Source organism: Pseudomonas sp. 50_B (genome assembly GCF_017491625.1).
GTDB classification, from domain to species: domain Bacteria; phylum Pseudomonadota; class Gammaproteobacteria; order Pseudomonadales; family Pseudomonadaceae; genus Aquipseudomonas; species Aquipseudomonas danubii.
Genome location: NZ_JAFGYX010000229.1, coordinates 1 through 232, shown reverse-complemented (window position 1 = coordinate 232; position 232 = coordinate 1). Strand labels below are relative to the sequence as shown.

Genomic DNA, 232 nt, shown 5'->3' with positions numbered 1-232 from the left:
AGATGATCAGGCCGACGCTGATCAGCACCGCGCCCCAGTGGCCCACCACATGCTCCAGCACGGCAGCCATGGACGGGTTCTGCAGCTTGGCCAGTTCCGGCTGGGTCATGATCCCCAGGGACAGCACATTCACCAGCACCAGCAGCGCCAGCACCCCCAGGAAGCCGATCACCGTGGCCCGCCCGACGTCCGCGCGTTTCTGCGCCCGGGCCGAGTAGACGCTGGCGCCCTC

The 232-nt window shown here is 68.5% G+C and carries 1 protein-coding gene; it reads right to left on the bottom strand.

Annotated features, from left to right (window positions below; all coding sequences use genetic code 11):
* A partial coding sequence (locus tag J5M73_RS31740; RefSeq protein ID WP_207817070.1) for an amino acid permease occupies window positions 1-232 on the bottom strand: 232 nt, incomplete at both ends.